This is a genomic window from Micromonospora matsumotoense (genome assembly GCF_050951065.1).
GTDB lineage: Bacteria > Actinomycetota > Actinomycetes > Mycobacteriales > Micromonosporaceae > Micromonospora > Micromonospora matsumotoensis.
Map to the genome: position 1 here is coordinate 81,882 of NZ_CP192025.1, position 13,049 is coordinate 94,930.

Here is a 13,049-nt window from a genome sequence, read left to right on the forward strand (position 1 = left end):
CACCGCGACACGGCCCAGGTCATCGCGTACGCCCCCAGCCCGGCGCTTCGGCGTCGGGCCCCCTATGGTGTCCGCAGGGCGGCGTGGCCTGGTGCGAGAAGACTCACGTTACTGTCGGGTAACTTTCGCGTAGGCTGCACCGCATGACCGAGCGGAGCGAGGTCATCGACCGGTCCGGTCGGGGGTGCGGCGGCGGTACGCCGGCCGCCCCCTGAGTCGGCCCGGCCGCCGAGCCGCTTGCCAGGCAGCAGACCGGGAGGCCAACTCGATGGGCAGCGTCCAGATCGTCACCACGGTCCTCGCCGCCGCCATCACCGCGGTGGCGGTGTGGCTCGCGGTGCGTGCGGTGCGGAAGATGGTGGCCGTCATCCGGCTGGGGCAACCCGCGCCGGAGCGGTTCACCGACAAGGGCACCCGGGCGAAGACCATGCTGGTCGAGACGGCCGGCCACACCCGGATGCTCAAGTGGGGCGTGGTGGGTGCCGCGCACTGGTTCGTGATGGTCGGCTTCATCGTGCTGTCGCTGCTCGTGCTGGAGGCGTACTTCGAGGTCGTCTCGCCGACCGGCGGGCTGCCGCTGATCGGCGGCCTCGCCGGGTACGGTCTGGTCACCGAGGTGATCGCGGTGCTCGGCACGGTCGGCATCCTGGTGCTGATCGCGATCCGGGTCCGCAACCGGCCGACCCGTCCAGGTGGGCGGTCCCGGTTCACCGGCTCCACCATGTGGCAGGGCTACTTCGTCGAGGCCGTCGTCCTCGCCGTGCTGATCATGGGGTTCGTGATCCGGGGGTTCAAGGTCGCCACCGACCACTTCGAGTACCCGCTCTGGGCCACCCCGGTCAGCCACGCCGTCGGCGCGCTGCTGCCCGCCTGGCCGGCCGGCGTGAGCATCGCCGCCCTCATCAAGATCATTATCTCGATGACCTGGCTGATCGTCATCGCGCTGAACGTGACGATGGGCGTCGCCTGGCACCGCTTCCTGGCGTTCTTCAACATCTTCTTCAAGCGCGAGCCGGCCCGGCCCGCCGGCTCCGGGCTCGGCCCGCTGCGACCGATGACCAGCCAGGGCAAGCCGCTCGACTTCGAGGAGGCCGACCCGGAGAAGGACCAGTTCGGCGTCGCGCAGGTCGAGCAGTTCTCCTGGAAGGGCCTGCTCGACTTCAGCACCTGCACCGAGTGCGGTCGCTGCCAGTCGCAGTGCCCGGCCTGGAACACCGGCAAGCCACTGTCGCCCAAGCTGCTCGTGCTCAGCCTCCGCGACCACGCGTACGCCAAGGCGCCGTACCTGCTGGCCGGGGGTGGCAAGGACCTGACCGGCGAGGAGAAGGCCACCCAGGCGCAGCTCGCCCATCTCGACGTGCTCACCCTCGCCGAGGCCGACCGGCCGCTGATCGGCGACGCCGAGGCCGGCGGCGTGATCGACCCGGACGTGCTGTGGTCCTGCACCACCTGCGGGGCCTGCGTCGAGCAGTGCCCGGTCGACATCGAGCACGTCGACCACATCGTCGACATGCGTCGCTACCAGGTGCTGATCGAGTCGAGCTTCCCCTCCGAGGCCGGCGTGATGCTGCGCAACCTGGAGAACAAGGGCAACCCGTGGGGCGCGCCGCCGAACACCCGCGAGGACTGGACCAAGGGGCTGAGCTTCGAGGTGCCCCGGGTCGGCGAGGTCGACGACTTCGAGTACCTGTTCTGGGTCGGCTGCGCCGGTGCGTTCGAGGACCGGGCCAAGAAGACCACCCGGGCGGTCGCCACCCTGCTGCACGAGGCGGGCGTCTCCTTCGCCATCCTCGGCGAGGGCGAGACCTGCTCCGGTGACCCGGCCCGGCGGATCGGCAACGAGTTCGTCTTCCAGATGCTCGCCCAGCAGAACGTCGAGACCCTGAACGAGGCTTTCGAGGGCCGGGAGAAGGCCAAGCGCAAGATCGTCGCCACCTGCCCGCACTGCTTCAACACCCTCGGCAACGAGTACGGCCAGCTCGGCGGGGAGTTCGAGGTGGTCCACCACACCCAGCTCCTGGCCCACCTGGTCAGCACCGGCAGGCTCACCCCGGTGCAGCCGGTCGACGGCGGGGTCACCTACCACGACCCCTGCTACCTGGGCCGGCACAACCGGGTCTTCGCTCCGCCACGGGAGGTGCTCGGCAGCGCCATCAACGGCGGTGGCAACGCGGACAGCGGGCTCATCGAGATGCCGCGCAACAGCGAGCGCTCCTTCTGCTGCGGTGCCGGCGGCGCCCGGATGTGGATGGAGGAGAAGATCGGCAAGCGGATCAACGTGGACCGGGTCGAGGAGGCCATGTCCACCGGGGCCCGGACGGTCGCCGTCGGCTGCCCGTTCTGCTCGACGATGCTCAACGACGGGGTCAACGGCAAGGGGGCCGGCGAGCAGGTCGAGGTGGTCGACGTGGCCAGCGTGCTGCTCCGCTCGGTCAAGCCGGACGCCGCACCCGGTGAGAAGGAGACCGCGCCGGCCGCCGGCTGAGGCCGTACCGCTGCCGTGGACGAACGCACGACGGCGGCGGCACCCACCCGGTGCCGCCGCCGTCGCGGTCGTCAGGACGTCGTGGTGGTGATGATGGCGGCCGTGGTGGCCACCGTGGTGGCCATCATGATCGCGGCCTGGGTCTCCTCGATCGCCTTCTTCGTCGCCGCGGACGCCCAGTCCCCGGCGGCGATCTCCGTGGTGTGGGCCTTGAGCCGCTCCTTCGGCAGCTCCCGGAAGAGCTTGCGGTCCAGCCCGACCGCCCGGGTCACGCCGAGCAACGCGGCCGTCCGGGCCTCCACCGGGCCGTCGGAGAGCAGCGCGTCGACCATCCGCTGCCGGGCCGCCGTCTCGGCCACCGGCTCCGCGCCGGTCGGCGACGGATAGCGGGTACGCGGGAACACCAGCAGCACCCGGTCGGACTCCCGGCGCAGCACCCCCTCGTCGACCAGACCCGACAGCACGCGATCGGGCAGCCCCTTGGCCAGCCGGCCGATCCAGTCCTTCGGCCGGCGACGCTTGTCGTCGGCGGTCACCTCGGCGAGGGCGTCGTCCAGCAACCGGCGGCCGGTCGGAGCCGGGTCGGTCACCACCAGCCGCTCGTCGACCACCTCGACCCGACCGGCGAGGGCCAGCTCCAGCAACACCGCCCCGGCCAGCCCGTAGTCGAGGTGCGGCCGGCCGAGCCGGTTCACCCCGTTGTCGTCGTAGGCGAGCAGGACCAGTTCGTCGGCGAGGGTGAGCGGTGCCATGCCGTCCACGCTAACCCCGCGGCGCGAACCCCGCCGGTGGGCGAACCTGACGGCGAATTCGGTGACTGTGAGCCACGCCCCGGTGACCGCCGGGGGCGGATCTGAAACAATCACGCCCATCGACTCACTGCTGCTCGGCACGTTGTTGCCCCTGGTCGGCTTCGTGCTGCTGACCGCCGGCAACGCGTTCTTCGTCGCGGCCGAGTTCGCCCTGGTCACCGTGGACCGGGCGGAGATCGACCGGCGGGCCGAGGCCGGCGATGCCACCGCCGCCACGGTCCGCCGGGCGCTGCGCGAACTCTCCTTCCAGCTCTCCGGGGCGCAGCTCGGCATCACCCTCACCGCGCTGCTCACCGGCTACCTGGCCGAGCCCGCCCTCGCCCGGCTGTTCCACCCGCTGCTGGCCCCGCTGGGCGGCGTGGACCGGTTCAGCCCGCTGCTCGCCCTGGCGCTGGCCACCCTGCTCTCGATGCTCTTCGGCGAACTGGTGCCGAAGAACCTGGCGCTGGCCCGACCGATGCCGGCGGCGCTGGCCACCGCCGGGCCGATGCGGGCCTTCTCCCGGACCTTCGGCTGGCTGATCAGAGGGCTGAACAACTCGGCCAACCGGCTGGTCCGCCAGCTCGGGGTGGAGCCGCAGGAGGAACTGGCCAGCGCCCGCTCTCCGGAGGAGCTGGGCCTGCTGGCGGCCATCTCGGCCCGGGCCGGCGCGTTGCCGCCGGACACCGCCATGCTGCTGCGGCGCACCATCCGCTTCGGTGACAAGCGGGCCGCCGAGGCGATGACCCCCCGGGTGGACGTGATCGCGCTGCGGGCCACCGCCACCGTCGCCGAGCTGCTGGACCTGTCCCGTCGGACCGGCCGGACCCGGTTCCCCGTCTTTGAGGAGACCCTCGACCTGGTCACCGGGGTCGCGGCCGTACCCGACGCGCTCGGTGTGCCGCTGGCCGCGCGGGCCGGCACCACCGTCGCCTCGGTCGCCCGCGAGCCGGTGTACGTCCCGGAGAGCCTCGATCTCGACGGCGTGCTGGCGGCGCTGAAGGCCGCCGGGTCCGACCTGGCGATCGTGGTCGACGAGTACGGGGGCACCGACGGGGTGGTGACCGTCGAGGACCTGGTCGAGGAGCTGGTCGGGGAGATCGCCGACGAGTTCGACCCGGCCACCGTGGACGACGCCCACGACACCGGACTGACCGTGCCGGGCGGGGAACGGACCGTCCTGGTCGACGGGGTGCTGCGGGAGGACGAACTGTTCGAACAGACCGGCTTCCGGCTCCCCGAGGGCCCGTACGAGACGCTGGCGGGGTTTCTGATGGCCCGGCTGGGGCACATCCCGCTGCCCGGCGAGACGACCGGGGCCGACGGTTACGAGTTCACCGTCGTCGAGGTGGAGCGGCATCGGATCGAGCAGGTCCGGGTGGTCCGTCCCGAGGAGCCGCACGTCGATGACTGAGCTGCTGGTGGCGGTGGTGCTGCTGCTCGGCAACGCGTTCTTCGTGGGCAGCGAGTTCGCGTTGATCGCGTCCCGGCACACGGTGGTGGAGCCGTTGGCCGCGACCTCGAAGCGGGCCCGGTGGGCGTTGTCGGCGATGAACCAGATCCCGCTGATGATCGCCGGGGCGCAGTTGGGCATCACCGTCTGCTCGCTCGGGCTGGGCGCGATCGCCGAGCCGGCCCTGGCCCACCTGCTGGAGCCGGTGTTCCACGCGGTGCTGCTGCCGGCGGGCGCGGTGCACCCGGTCGCCTTCCTGATCGCCCTGGGCGTGGTGGTCTTCCTGCACACGGTGGTCGGCGAGATGGTGCCGAAGAACATCACCCTGGCCGGCCCGGAGCCGTCGGCGCTCTGGCTGGGGCCGGCGATGCTGGCGTTCTGCCTGGCCACCAAACCGCTGCTGCTGGCGATGAAGTGGGCGGCCCGGCAGGTGCTGCGACTGTGGGCGGTGGAGGCCGCCGACGCGGTGAAGACGGTCTTCACCGCCGAGGAGCTGGCCGGGCTGGTGGCGCAGGCCCGCACCGAGGGGCTGCTCGACGCCGAGGAGCACGCCCGGATCACCGGGGCGTTGGCGTTGCACGACCGGACGGCGGCGGACGCGCTGCAACCCTGGTCCACGGTGACCACGGTGGCCGAGGACGTCTCACCGGCCTCACTGGAGGTGCTAGCGACCACCACCGGCCGGTCCCGCTTCCCGGTGGTGCAGCGCTCCACCCGGCGGGTGTTGGGCTTCGTGCACGTCAAGGACGTCCTCGGGTACGCCGGAGCGTCCCGCCGGGCGCCGGTGCCGGCCGAGGTCTACCGGCCGCTGGCGGTGGTGCCGCCGGACCGTACGCTGGCCGATCTGCTGCTGGCGATGCGGCGCGAGCGGCGGCACATGGTGCTGGTGAGCGACGGTCGCCGCCCCCTGGGTGTGGTCACCCTCGACGATGTATTGACTGCGATCGTTGGAAATTGAGTGAACACCCTTTGTGTGCAAGCGATTGCACTGATGTGATGGTGTGCCCACCCGCCTTGATTCCATACCGTGACTGCCCCTAATGTTGCACCGGCCGCTGTGGGTCGTCTGCCTCCTGCTTCCCCTTAGCGAGGCGCCCGGCGGTCGGTGGCAAAGGAGTCGACGCCGGTGGCAACCATGCCCCCTCAACGTCATGTCCAAGGTCAGCCGCCCGTCCGGCCGGCAGTCCTCCGGCGGGTCGCCCGTCGCCTGCTCACCGTGGTCGCGGCGGTCGCTGTGGGCGTCGGGATGCTCGCCGTGCCGGCGCACGCCGCGCCGTCGCCCGAGGAGATCGAGGCGGCTCTCGACAAGCAGTGGGAGCAGCTCGAACCGACCATCGAGAACTACAACAAGGTCCGGGCGCAGCTGAAGGTCAACCGCAAGAAGTCGGTCGAGCTCCAGAAGAAGATCGAGCCGTTGGCCCTGCAGAGTGAACTGGCCCTGGGGCGGGTGGGTGACCTCGCCTCCCGCTACTACAAGTCCGGGCCGTCGCAGGAGTTGAGCGCGCTGCTCACCACCAGCACGCCGGGCACTCTCGCCGCGCAGTTGACCATTCTGGACCGCCTCGCCGCCGAGCAGCGCAGAGAGGTCGAGGCGGTGCTCGTGGTGCGCCGCAAGTACGACGCCGAGAAGCAGAAGCTCGACACCCTGATCGCCGCCGAGGTGCAGCAGGAGAAGGACCTCGCGGCCAAGAAGACCAAGATCAACGCCGAGATCAAGCGGCTCCAGGCGTCGATGCCGAAGACCACCGTCAAGGTGAACGGCTGCCCCACGATCAACGGGGTGCTCAGCTCCGCCGCCCGTACCGCGATCCAGGTGGCCTGCCAGCAGGTCGGTGACCCGTACGTCTGGGGTGCCACCGGGCCCAACTCGTTCGACTGCTCCGGGCTCACCCAGTTCGCCTACAAGGCGGCCGGGATCTCGCTGACCCACTTCACCGGTGCCCAGTGGAACGAGGGCAAGGCCATCCCGCGCTCCGAGGCCCGCCCCGGTGACCTGGTCTTCTTCTTCAGCGACCTGCACCACGTCGGCCTCTACCTGGGCAACGACATGATGGTGCACGCGCCGCGGACTGGTAAGCCGGTCCAGGTGGCCAGCATCAACCACATGCCGGTGGCCGGCTTCCGCCGACCGGGCTGACCAACGCAGACACCAACCCCCGGCCCGACGGGCCGGGGGTTGCGTCTTTCCGGAGCCGGAGTGTGCCGGCCCGGCGGGTTGCGGATCGATAACGACCGTCTCTACTCTGGTCAATCGTCGGTCGGCACCAGGTCCGCCCCGCCCGGGGTGGCGTCGACCGGCACCGCCGAGTCGCCTCCGGGCGAGCCGGGGACCCAGGTACGCCGGGGTGAATCCGCAACCACTGCGGTAGGGCGCTCCCTTCCCGCCCGAACCCGTCAGCTAACCCGGTAGGCGGTCGAGGAAGAAGGAGCCCGGAGCCCGGTGGCACACCATGCCCCGCGGCCACCGTCACGCCGGTCGACCCAGGTCGCCCGCGAGACGGCGGTGCCGCGCCCACGCTGGTCCCGCTTCACCACCACCACCCTCGCCACCCTGGCCGCCGTGGCGGTCGCCCTGACCGGTGGCGTCACGGCGGCCCACGCCGACCCCTCGGTCGCCGAGGTCGAACGACAGATCGACCAGGACTGGAACAGGCTCGAACCGATCATCGAGCAGCACAACGCCACCCGGACCGACCTGGTCGCCAAGCGCCGGCAGGCCGACGCGCTGGGCAAGCGGATCGCCCCGCTGCAGCGCCGGGTGGACCAGGCGATGAACCAGGTCAGCGGCCTCGCCGTCCAGGCGTACAAGGGCGAGAACATGTCCACCGTCAACGCCCTGCTCGGTAGCCACAACCCGAGCCAGGTGGTCGAACAGTTGGGGTTGCTGGACCGGTTCGCCAGCCGCCAGCAGCGCGAGGTGCGGGCCGTCGCGGCGCTGCGCGACGAACTCGCCGCGACCAAGGCGCCGTTGGACGAGATGGTCGCCCAACTGACCCGTACCGAGGCCCAGTTGGCGGCGAAGAAGAAGCAGATCAACACCGAGATCGACCGGTTGCAGAAGCTGCGGCTCAAGGTCTACGGCAACGGCGGCGGAGGGTCGCTGCGCCCGGCCCCGTGCCCGGCCGGCTACCCCGGTGGTCCGTCCGGCACGGCCGTCAAGTACGCCTGCGCCCAGATCGGCAAGCTGTACGTGTGGGGCGCGGCCGGCCCGAACAACTTCGACTGCTCCGGGCTGACCATGGCCGCCTGGTCGAAGGCCGGGGTGTCGCTACCGCACAACGCCCGGCAGCAGCGCCAGGTCACCGACCGGGTGAGCCGGGCCGACCTGCGCCCCGGCGACCTGGTCTTCTACTACTCCGACCTGCACCACGTCGGGATGTACGTCGGGGACGGCTGGGTCGTGCACGCCTCCCAGTCCGGTCAGCCGATCACGATGAAGCGGGTCGACGACGGGCCGGTCAACAGCTACGGCCGACCCGGCTGACCCGCGCGTCCGGGCCTCCCTATCCGGGGGTCCGGACGCGGTGTTCCTCGCTCCGGTGCGACTGTGCTCCGGCGGCGCCCGTCCCTGGGATGCGGCCCGCGCCGCCAGGTTGTGGTCCGCACCCTCGGGGTGCGGCCCGGCCCGGTGCGGCCCGGCCCGGTGCGGCCCGGCCCGGTGCGGCCCGGTGGGGTGTGGTCAGCGGGTGGGCCAGGTGCGCCAGTTCTGCCAGGAACGGCTCTGGGTCGGCCCGCGCTGGCCCTGGTAGCGCGACCCGTAGACCGCGGAGCCGTAGGGGTGCTCGGCCGGCGAGGAGAGCCGGAAGATGCAGAGCTGGCCGATCTTCATGCCCGGCCACAGGGTGATCGGCAGGTTGGCCACGTTCGACAGCTCCAGCGTGACGTGGCCGGAGAAGCCCGGGTCGATGAAGCCGGCGGTCGAGTGGGTGAGCAGACCGAGGCGGCCCAGGCTCGACTTGCCCTCCAACCGACCGGCGAGCTGGTCACCGAGCGAGATGACCTCAAGCGTGGAGGCGAGCACGAACTCGCCCGGGTGCAGCACGAACGGCTCACCCTCCGGCACCTCGACCATCGACGTCAGGTCGTCCTGCTGCACGGCCGGGTCGATGTGGGTGTAGAGGTGGTTGTTGAAGACCCGGAACAGCTTGTCGAGACGCACGTCGATGCTGGACGGCTGCACCAGGCTCGGCTCGAACGGCTCCAGCGCCAGCGCGCCCGCCTTGATCTCGGAGACCAGGTCCCGGTCGGAGAGCAGCATCGGGACACCCTATCGAGGGCGTGGGCCGGTCCCGCCAACCGGGCCGCCCCGCCGGCCTCGCCGGCGCGTCGGCCGCCCCGGCCTACCGGGCCGCCCGCGGGCCGCCCGCGGGCCGTCGTCGGCGGCGGCTCCGGGGCGCATGTCGGGCCTTTCCACCTGCGTGTCGGACTGACTTTAGAACGCCTGTTCGATAGGATGACCGCATGGCATCCTGGTCCGCATTCGCCGCCGACGAGCCCCGACTCGCCGACGGGATCCGCCTTCTTCTCCAGCAGTACGGGCCGGGTTTCGGCTACCTGGCCACCGTCCGCGCCGACGGCGGTCCCCGGGTGCACCCGGTCTGTCCGCTGGTCACCGACGGCGGGCTGTTCTGCTTCGTCGTCGACTCGCCCAAGCGGCGCGACCTCGAACGTGACGGCCGCTACGCGCTCCACTCGTTCCCGTCGGAGGAGAGCGACGACGAGGCATACCTGGCCGGTCGCGCCGCGCCGGTGACCGATCCGGCCCGGGTGGCGCTGGTGGCCGCGATCGGTCGGGCCGCACCCCAGGTCGACTGGCGGCTCTTCGAGTTCAGCGTGGACGTCGCCATGCTGACCCGCCGTGACCACGGCGGCCCGCTGCGCCCCGACGGCGGGCGGCCCGCCCTGCAGGTCTGGCTGGACCCGACGGCGGGCCGACCGGGTGTCGCCGACCTACCCGACCAGCGGCCGTCCCGGCGTGGCCGACACGGGTTCGACACCCGTCGTACCGCCGCCTGACCCCGCAGACGACGGTGCCGGCCCCGTCCGGGAAGGACGCAGCCGGCACCTGATGTCGCTGGCGTGCCGGTCAGGACGCCGGCGTGCGTGCCGCCGGTCAGGCCGACGCGCGGTAGGCGGTCCAGGCGTTCACCATGCGGCTCGCCTGACCAGCGGTGAACTGGTACATGCACGAGTCGTAGGTGTAGTCCATGAAGTTGGTGATCGGGTCCTTGCCGGACGCGGTGCAGGTGTCCCGGCCGGTCGGGCACTCGAAGGCCGGCTCACGCTCGGCCGGGGTGTCGGAGACGCCGTCGCCCGAGCCCGAGCAGCCACCCTGGAAGGTGTGGTAGAGGTTCAGCCAGTGGCCGACCTCGTGGGTGCCCGTGTCGCCCTTGTTGTAGTTGGTGGCGGTGCCGTTCGGCAGCGACTCGCCGAGCGCGACGACGCCGTCCATCACGTCCAGAGTGCGCTTGGGGAAGGTCGCCCAGCCGAGCAGGTCGTCACTCAGCTCACCCAGGTACATGTTGAGGGTGTTCTTGCCGCCGGTGCGCAGCGAGGTCTTCATCGACCGCTCGGCCGAGGACCCCTGCACGATCGGGTACCAGGAGGCGTTGGTGACCCGGTTGATCTTCTGGAGCTGGAAGGTGAAGCCGGTGGCCGCACCACCGGTCGCGCCGCTGTAAGCCTGGTTCAGCACGCTGATCTGCGAGTTGATCATCGAGTCGGGGATGTTGCCCCCGGCCCGGGTGCTGTCCCGCTGGATCACGTGGACGACGACCGGGACCGTGATCGGGGCCAGTGCCACCGTCCTGCCCTCGGTCGAACCGGTGCGGATGCTGGACTTCGACCGCAGGGCGCTATTGCGCAGGGCGGCAGCGAAGTCCGCCTCCCGGTCCTGGACCTGCTTGGCGGTCAGCTCGTTCGGGTCGTGCCGCTTCTGGGCGGCCTTGCTGCCGCCGCGCACACGCGCGTCGGAGTGGACGTCCGCGTGGACGTCGGCCGGCTCCGCGCAGGGGGCGTTACCGGGGGCTGCGGAGTACGCGGAAGCCGCAGGCACGACGCCCACCGCAGCGGTGCTCAACAGCAGCGCGAAGGTCGTCGATGCGACACCGGCGGCACGCCGGGTCAGCAGGTTGGGACGTAGTCCCATGGGCCCACCTCTTTCTGGCGGCGCGACAGGGGGTATGTCGCGCCGAGGTCGTGAACGTGGGGGTGACGTTACAACTGATCGACACGTTTGAGAACGTCCCCAAGCTGCTTCTGTGAAACATCTGACCGTTTTGTTTCAGCAGATCGTAGTCGGTCGGTGACGGGTGTTGGTCGACGGCGCGCGGGGGTGCCAGGGTGCGCGGGCATGGTCACCTCAGGTACAGTGGTCCCGCTTGCGGGTGTAGTTCAATGGCAGAACATCAGCTTCCCAAGCTGACAGTGCGGGTTCGATTCCCGTCACCCGCTCCAACGCATGAAGGCCCTGGCCGGGACGTGAGTCCGGACCAGGGCCTTCATGCTGTCAGGAGAGCCGAAACCGGCCGTGGGCCATTAGCGGGCCATTAGCTCGCCTCGGTTGTTGGTTCGCCACCCTCGGCGGCCCGCTTCGGCTTGCGCGGGCTCGGCTTGCGTCGGGCCGCCTTGACCGCCTTGTCGATCGCGTCGGCGATGCCCTGGTCTGCCTCCCGGTTGGCGTGCTGGTAGATCAGCGCGGCACGCGGGCTGTCGTGACCCATCCGGGCCATGATGTCCCGCAAGCTCGCGCCGGGTGCCCGCGACGCGAGGGTGTTCCCGGTGTGCCGCAGGTCATGGAAGTGCAGCCCGGCCGCGCCGATGGCCGCTACCGCCTCGGGCCATTTGACCAGCTTGTTGAAGTTGCCGCGCCAGAGGTTCCGGCCGCTTTCGCTGGTGAACACGAACGCCTCGGATGCCGCGCCGACATGGTTGCCCATGTGCTGTTTCAGCACGGGTAGAGCGGCCTTCGGTAGCGCGATGGTCCGTACACCGGCCCGCGATTTCGGTGGACCGAGGATCAAGCCGGTTCCCCGGTGCTCTACGAACGCCTGCCGAACCCGTACGGTGCCGGCGGTCAGATCGATATCGCACCGTTGCAGGGCCACCGCCTCACCCCACCGCAGACACCCGAAGGTTGTGACCAGGATCAGCGCCCGGAATCGGTCGGGCATCCGTTCGGCCAACGCGAATATCTGCGGCACGGAGAGCACCGGCCGCTCTGCCGGTTTCTCCTGGTCTGCGCCCACGACGCGACAGGGGTTCACCCTGATCAACTCGTCTTCCTTGACGGCGGTCATCAGGACGGCGCGCAAAAGTCGGTACGCCTTTGCGGCCATGGTCACCGATACTCCCTCGGCCAACAGACGCGACCGCCACTCCCGGACCATCGGCGTGTCGATCCGGTTGAGCGGCATATCGCCGAGGTACGGCGCGACGTGCTTGCCGAGGGTCCACCGGTAGAGGTGCACGGTCCGGGGCCGGAGGTTCGGCCGCTCGTCGATCCACCGCTCGGCATAGTCGCGTAGGCGCACCTTGCCACGCTCGGGATCGATCCACTCGCCCCGGGCCATCTGTACCTCGATCAGGGACAGGTACCGCTCAGCCTCGGGTTTGCGAGCGAAGGTCTGCGGGGCAGAACGCATCCGGCCGTCCGGACCGGGATAGCGGGCCTGGTAGCGACCCGACTCCCGCTTGCGGACGCTCCCGAATCGACGGTGTCCGTCTTTGTTCGCCATGGTTAGGCAACACTCCTCAACTCGCGCCACACGGATTCAGTGGTCAGGGGCTCCACCCGGCCCGCCACCACGAAGGCGGCAAGGTCGGTGGGATCGAACCGGATCGAACGGCCGAGGCGGTGGAACGCGATTCGGCGTTCGGCGACAGCGCGGCGCAGGTAGCGCACGCTCATCTTGATTCGGTCGGCGGCTTCCTCGATGGTGAGCAGTTCCTCCGGCAGCACCGGGGCGGGCGTGATCTGGCGGGTGGTCCGCTTCGTCATCGCTTCTCCTTGGGGGTGGCGTCGAGGTAGATGCGCTGGAACATCGGGGAGCGGCGGTCGGGGTGGGGCCGGGAGACGTGGCGGATGTGCAGCACTCGGGCGATGGCGTCGAGTGCTGCGGTTGTTTCAGCGGGTGTGCCGTGCAGCCTGATTCGCACGGTGAGCGCCTTTCGGTCGGTGCTGGTCGGGTGGGAGGGCGGGTTAGGCGGTGCGGCAGAACGGCGTAGGGCGGCCCGCTAAGAGCGCCGTAGGCGCACGATCACGGCAGCATCGGTGTACGGCTATGGGTGGGTCGTCTCTGTGGCTCTCAGCGGGCCGTTT

Annotated in this window: 12 protein-coding genes, 1 tRNA gene and 1 riboswitch; of the genes, 7 read left to right on the top strand and 6 right to left on the bottom strand. The window is 70.6% G+C overall.

Going from position 1 to position 13,049, the window contains the following annotated elements:
* The first annotated feature begins 268 nt into the window (after window positions 1-268).
* A complete protein-coding gene (locus tag ACQP1S_RS00415) occupies window positions 269-2,485 on the top strand; it encodes a (Fe-S)-binding protein (RefSeq protein ID WP_091253368.1) in 2,217 nt (738 codons plus the stop codon).
* 71 nt (window positions 2,486-2,556) lie between these two features.
* Here the strand turns inward: ACQP1S_RS00415 and ACQP1S_RS00420 are convergent, their stop codons facing one another.
* The gene (locus tag ACQP1S_RS00420; RefSeq protein ID WP_432901947.1) at window positions 2,557-3,237 is read right to left on the bottom strand and encodes a GOLPH3/VPS74 family protein; all 681 of its coding nucleotides are present in this window, start codon (window positions 3,235-3,237) and stop codon (window positions 2,557-2,559) included.
* Window positions 3,238-3,382: 145 nt separating this feature from the next.
* Between ACQP1S_RS00420 and ACQP1S_RS00425 the strand changes: the two genes are divergently transcribed.
* The 4 genes from ACQP1S_RS00425 to ACQP1S_RS00440 all read left to right on the top strand — a co-directional run bounded on the left by ACQP1S_RS00425 (window position 3,383) and on the right by ACQP1S_RS00440 (window position 8,213).
* Window positions 3,383-4,690, top strand: a complete 1,308-nt coding sequence (locus tag ACQP1S_RS00425; protein WP_091253438.1) for a hemolysin family protein — start codon at window positions 3,383-3,385, stop codon at window positions 4,688-4,690.
* Window positions 4,683-5,687, top strand: coding sequence for a hemolysin family protein (locus ACQP1S_RS00430; RefSeq protein ID WP_091253373.1), 1,005 nt, complete (start codon window positions 4,683-4,685; stop codon window positions 5,685-5,687). The genes ACQP1S_RS00425 and ACQP1S_RS00430 overlap by 8 nt, the downstream gene beginning before the upstream one ends.
* Window positions 5,688-5,864: 177 nt before the next feature.
* Window positions 5,865-6,866: a C40 family peptidase gene (locus ACQP1S_RS00435; protein ID WP_432901950.1), complete on the top strand. Its 1,002-nt coding sequence runs from the start codon at window positions 5,865-5,867 to the stop codon at window positions 6,864-6,866.
* A 154-nt stretch (window positions 6,867-7,020) separates the two neighbouring features.
* Window positions 7,021-7,157: riboswitch (cyclic di-AMP (ydaO/yuaA leader) on the top strand.
* A 12-nt stretch (window positions 7,158-7,169) separates the two neighbouring features.
* Complete coding sequence (locus tag ACQP1S_RS00440; RefSeq protein ID WP_432901952.1) at window positions 7,170-8,213, top strand: NlpC/P60 family protein; 1,044 nt, start codon at window positions 7,170-7,172, stop codon at window positions 8,211-8,213.
* Window positions 8,214-8,408: 195 nt separating this feature from the next.
* On the opposite strand, the gene dcd is transcribed toward ACQP1S_RS00440, so the two are convergent.
* Window positions 8,409-8,987 (bottom strand): dCTP deaminase, encoded by a 579-nt coding sequence (gene dcd / locus ACQP1S_RS00445; protein WP_432901954.1) that lies wholly within the window; start codon window positions 8,985-8,987, stop codon window positions 8,409-8,411.
* Between the two features lie 203 nt (window positions 8,988-9,190).
* On the opposite strand from dcd, the gene ACQP1S_RS00450 reads away from it, so the two are divergent.
* Complete coding sequence (locus ACQP1S_RS00450) at window positions 9,191-9,745, top strand: pyridoxamine 5'-phosphate oxidase family protein (RefSeq protein WP_432901956.1); 555 nt, start codon at window positions 9,191-9,193, stop codon at window positions 9,743-9,745.
* A 97-nt stretch (window positions 9,746-9,842) separates the two neighbouring features.
* Here ACQP1S_RS00450 and ACQP1S_RS00455 read toward each other — a convergent pair whose 3' ends face one another.
* Complete coding sequence (locus ACQP1S_RS00455) at window positions 9,843-10,877, bottom strand: zinc metalloprotease (protein WP_432901958.1); 1,035 nt, start codon at window positions 10,875-10,877, stop codon at window positions 9,843-9,845.
* A 234-nt stretch (window positions 10,878-11,111) separates the two neighbouring features.
* On the opposite strand from ACQP1S_RS00455, the gene ACQP1S_RS00460 reads away from it, so the two are divergent.
* A tRNA-Gly gene (locus ACQP1S_RS00460) sits at window positions 11,112-11,185 on the top strand.
* 92 nt (window positions 11,186-11,277) lie between these two features.
* Here ACQP1S_RS00460 and ACQP1S_RS00465 read toward each other — a convergent pair.
* The 3 genes from ACQP1S_RS00465 to ACQP1S_RS00475 are packed head-to-tail and all read right to left on the bottom strand — an operon-like array spanning window position 11,278 to window position 12,886.
* Complete coding sequence (locus ACQP1S_RS00465; RefSeq protein ID WP_432901960.1) at window positions 11,278-12,465, bottom strand: tyrosine-type recombinase/integrase; 1,188 nt, start codon at window positions 12,463-12,465, stop codon at window positions 11,278-11,280.
* Between the two features lie 2 nt (window positions 12,466-12,467).
* Window positions 12,468-12,728 (bottom strand): helix-turn-helix domain-containing protein, encoded by a 261-nt coding sequence (locus ACQP1S_RS00470; protein WP_432901962.1) that lies wholly within the window; start codon window positions 12,726-12,728, stop codon window positions 12,468-12,470.
* Window positions 12,725-12,886, bottom strand: coding sequence for a hypothetical protein (locus ACQP1S_RS00475; protein ID WP_432901964.1), 162 nt, complete (start codon window positions 12,884-12,886; stop codon window positions 12,725-12,727). Before ACQP1S_RS00475 ends, ACQP1S_RS00470 begins: the two co-directional genes overlap by 4 nt.
* Between the last annotated feature and the right edge of the window lie 163 nt (window positions 12,887-13,049).